The 1,159-nt window shown below is 50.9% G+C and carries 1 protein-coding gene; it reads right to left on the bottom strand.

The window, feature by feature from the left end; translation table 11 throughout:
* Positions 1–112: 112 nt before the first annotated feature.
* Positions 113–859 carry an AcaB family transcriptional regulator gene (locus ACVRRC_RS21820; protein WP_094962201.1) on the bottom strand — a complete coding sequence of 249 codons (747 nt, stop codon included), beginning with the start codon at positions 857–859 and terminating at the stop codon, positions 113–115.
* Positions 860–1,159: the final 300 nt, after the last annotated feature.

Below are 1,159 nucleotides of genomic sequence, written 5' to 3' on the forward strand. Positions count from 1 at the left end.
CAAACAACGAATAGGTTAAACGTTAACAAATTTTTATCAAATTGCAATTAGCCATTGAAAAAGGCAGGTGGGTGGCCTGCCTTTGTGAGGGGGTCGAACAGAGAGGGAGTTACTACTGGGTCGGGCTATCGTCTTTTTGTTCGATGACTTCGGCTTGTTCGCTAGTTGCACCGTTCTCCGCTACTGCATTTTTGCCATTGTTGTCGTTCAGCTCTTTAACAGTGGCCGATGCGTGTCGGTCAAGGAGGTTAACCATATCGCGAATACTGTCGCGCAGACGGGTTTTGTAGTCGTCCACTTCATCCTGGTTGAACAGGTTGTTCAGCCACAGGCGGTCGAGCAAAGTGATCAGCTCGTCAAAACCACGGAACATTCGGACGACACGCATAGCGTCCGGCGTGCGCACGCGGATGTTATAGTCGCGCGGGGCTGTATAGGAAACTTCTTCGATACGGGACTTACCTGAAGATTTGGCTTGGTCTAGCACTTTGTTAAGCGCCGCAATGCCAGAGCTAATCTCTTTCTCAGGTCCCGCCAACACTTCGCCTACGGCCTTTTTGGTGCGTTCAATCGCGCCTTTTACGCCTAGACGCTCCAGGCTGGTGCTGTTGATGGTCAGGTTAAACAGCGCCTTTGACATTGGATTGTAGTGGCGTTGCTGCATGCGAATGCCTTCTTGCGTTTGCAGCTGGAACGGTACCGTGATCTCTGGGTTGGAGTATTCGCGGCGTTCGCGCGCAGCCCCTTGCCCTTTGCTCTGTCCGGTCTCGGTGTTACGGGGGCGGTTGCCACGGTTGTTACGTTTGTTTTGATCCTGCTTTACGTTATCAGTCACTTTAGCCTTCTCTGTCGTTGCCATGATTTGTCCTCACATTTAGTCGCATTTAAGCCTGGCTATTTAGTCATATGAAAACGGCCAAGTCATGGGAAAAGGCCAGCGTTTCGCGGAAGAAAAACAGTTCTTGATTTGGGCGATTATCTGAAGTAGGCTTTTGTAACAGCCTAGCTGATGGCTAACTCCTTCTCAGCATAACTTCCAACGTGAACCCGTAACTTTGGCGCGAAGACACCGCCACCTCCTGGTAGCCGAAAAGGCTTTCCTCACGGGTTTCGCACGCCTCAATCAGGCCAGAGCATCTCTGACGTGTTCTTGTTCTTC

It is taken from the genome of Stutzerimonas sp. LR2, from assembly GCF_055755175.1.